Raw genomic sequence first — 2,746 nt, forward strand, 5'->3', positions numbered from 1 at the left:
AGGGCTTGCCAACACCATCGGCCTTGTAGCGCCCCGGATATTCATAAAGCGCATAGTCTCCAGCAGAGCCGTTGTCTTCACCGCGCTGATGGGCGTGTTGCTGGTTGTAGGGCGGGTTCTTGAAGGAATAATCGCGCTGCATGAAGCTGGTGGCTCGCAGCTGCTCGCGCAGGACAAAGCTGGAGCAATAGACGCCTTTGACAGCCCCGCCAGCCATGGCGTTGTATTCCAGCTTGGGCTGGTCCGGCAGCTGCGAGACGATCTGCGGGTTATCAATGAACTGCAGCGTATGCTGGCCATTGGCGCCATAGGTGAAGTAGTACCAGATGCCTTCTTCTGCCGTGATGCGATCTAAAAAGCTTAAGTGACTTTCCCGGTACTGCACGCAGTATTCGCGGGCCTCATGAGGCTCGGTCAGATCCCACTTCACATCCTCGACGCCGTGTTCCTTAAGCAGGATCTTGACGATCTCAGGTACGCTTTTCTTCTGGAAGATCCGGCAGTCAGAGCCATGGGCGAGCCGGTGCAGGCTGGGCAGCAGCGTGAGTGAGTAACTGGTGCGGTGATGGCCTTCATTACCACGGGCAATCTCAGCGATCACTCCGGAGAGATGGCGCAGGCCCTCGTATTTATGATGGATGGTCAGCGTGGCAGGCGTGTCCAGCAGGCTATGCAGGTCGAGCGCGTTGTCGGGGCTGGCAAGCTCAATCTGGATCTGCGTGAGCCCATTAAGGCGCTCTGTTGCTGAGAACCCGGTGACCAGCAATTCGGCCTCCGGCTGCGCAGGCGCTGCAAAGGTAAAGGCCAGATCTTGTTGTTGAAAGAGCTGCGGGATTTGGACAATAGCATTCATAACAAACTCACTGGCAAAAGAAAAAACAAAGGAAGCATAAGAATTAAGAGTGATCTGGCGGATTGAGTTGGTGCATCACCATCGGCGGTGGATAGGGTTTGGAATGCCATTCATCAGCGGGACATAAAGTGTCCGGACGCGCATAGGTATGGAAGGATTTTGCCGGTGCGAAGAACTCGTTCTGACAAAGTAAATACCCTTCGTCTTGCGCTCTTTGCCCAATTGATTGCGCCCATAGATTGCCGGCGATCGCAAAAATCAGGAGCGATCCGAAAATAAGAATGAGATATGTTTTGACAGACCATTGCAGCCGTTGATGGCCCCAGGGCGTAAAGACAAAATGAGCGATGGGGATTGCAACAGATCCAAGCGCTAAAGCCTGGATCCCATGAGCAATTTCAAAGTTATCTTGTCTAAGCTCAATGACCTGCTGCGCATACAGAAAGTCAGAGATCGTACTCCACACCAAAAACACCATCAAAAGATCAAGCACAGCAGCGAACCCGTGGGCTCTGCGCGGATCTCGGCCAATCCACTGGCCAAATTGAATGGTCTTATCGATGTACCAGTTGATCATCATCACCGCCTGTAGATCTGGTTGTAAAGATCAGGCCCACCCAAATGCCAGATGGTCTCGCGTTCCAGATCATAGAAAAACCGATTGCTACGGCGTTCAAGCTCTTCCACCTTCTGGCGCATGGAAACTTGTGCTTCACGAATAACTTGTCCGGTTTTCTGAAGGCCGCGCGCAACAGCCTCACCAGTCCAGCGCAGGGCAGCAGACAGTTTTTCTCGCAGGCCAAACATCTTGTCCAGTTGTCCAAGCGCCATGCCAACAGCCATGCCAACAACGATGGCGCCAGCCGTTATAGCAAGGGCAGGAATAGCAACTGTCGTGATCGCACCTGCCAGAAGCGCGCCAGCAGCTGCTGCGGCCATGCCAGCCCCAATGGCAACAGCCCCGATCGCCACATCGACAATGATGTTGGCAAACAGTTCGCTGTAAAGCTGCGTATCGCTCATGATGAACTGCATGATATCCAAGGCCACATAACAGGTGATCATGATCACCGCGTTCGCCCGGCCACCTGCCCGAATGGCTTCAGGTCCAATTCCAAAAGCAACAACCTTTGGAGAGGACGACAGATACCGTGTCCCCTTAAGAACCTCGCGCACGGCAGGATAGCCCTTGAAGATCACGTAGGTCTTCCCATTGGCTATCTTTGTGTAATAACGCCCCTTAATACCGATCTCTTTAAGAAGCTGGTGTCCTGACCGGCTGTCCAGCAATGTACCGGGCAAGGTGGCCAGATCTAAAGCACCGCCGGTCATAAGCGCCATGCCTTGATGGGCATCCACGCCCCCCTGAGCAAACGCCTCAAGAGAGACCGCTATTGCCTCATCCTGAACCGGATTTACATCATGAGCGGCACTATGTTGCTGCGCCATGCGTTGTTCCGCCAGCGGATAGACCATCAGAATATCTCCTTGTGCGGCTGTTCCCCGGGTTTGACCATCAAGCGGTGGCCGGGAAACTGATCCAGAAAGCCCCGGATCTCCAGCTCTTCAGACAGGTCTTCGTGCAGTGCATCTGACGAGCGTTCAGGCCGGTCACGGCCTTGCAAGACCACATGCGCAGTTCCTGCCGGATCGCACTCTTTCGGTGCAGCTTCTGCAATCGCCTCTACCTTGCGCCGCCGCCACAACAGGGCGCGAAAGAAGCTGCGCAAGTAACCGCGCTTCTCTGAGGCTTTGCCAGAGACAAATTGCATATTCCAACTCCGCAGATCAGGCCCAAATCAAAGACTGCCTGGTGTGTACTCACCCATAGGCAGTGTCCGGGCCAAAGCTGGCCCGGATCTGACTTCCATCCTCAATGAGGATAGAGACTTA

Annotated in this window: 4 protein-coding genes; all 4 read right to left on the reverse strand. The window is 54.3% G+C overall.

The features are described 5' to 3' along the window. Positions 1 to 853 (reverse strand): type VI secretion system tip protein TssI/VgrG (gene tssI / locus PsAD37_RS21065; RefSeq protein WP_153039830.1); only part of this gene is annotated, 853 nt, incomplete at its 3' end. A 43-nt stretch (positions 854 to 896) separates the two neighbouring features. Further along, a complete protein-coding gene (locus tag PsAD37_RS21070) occupies positions 897 to 1,430 on the reverse strand; it encodes a hypothetical protein (RefSeq protein WP_153039831.1) in 534 nt (177 codons plus the stop codon). 2 nt (positions 1,431 to 1,432) lie between these two features. Continuing rightward, positions 1,433 to 2,329 (reverse strand): hypothetical protein, encoded by an 897-nt coding sequence (locus tag PsAD37_RS21075; protein WP_063297812.1) that lies wholly within the window; start codon positions 2,327 to 2,329, stop codon positions 1,433 to 1,435. Next, positions 2,329 to 2,625 carry a hypothetical protein gene (locus PsAD37_RS21080; protein WP_063297813.1) on the reverse strand — a complete coding sequence of 99 codons (297 nt, stop codon included), beginning with the start codon at positions 2,623 to 2,625 and terminating at the stop codon, positions 2,329 to 2,331. The genes PsAD37_RS21075 and PsAD37_RS21080 overlap by 1 nt, the downstream gene beginning before the upstream one ends. Between the last annotated feature and the right edge of the window lie 121 nt (positions 2,626 to 2,746).

It is taken from the genome of Pseudovibrio sp. Ad37 (assembly GCF_001623075.1).
Taxonomy (GTDB): domain Bacteria; phylum Pseudomonadota; class Alphaproteobacteria; order Rhizobiales; family Stappiaceae; genus Pseudovibrio.

Bases quoted from the DNA above. Each gene is read 5' to 3' on its own strand.
- PsAD37_RS21080 (WP_063297813.1), bottom strand. From the start codon at position 2,625: ATGCAATTTGTCTCTGGCAAAGCCTCAGAGAAGCGCGGTTACTTGCGC.
- PsAD37_RS21075 (WP_063297812.1), bottom strand. From the start codon at position 2,329: ATGGTCTATCCGCTGGCGGAACAACGCATGGCGCAGCAACATAGTGCC.
- PsAD37_RS21070 (WP_153039831.1), bottom strand. From the start codon at position 1,430: ATGATCAACTGGTACATCGATAAGACCATTCAATTTGGCCAGTGGATT.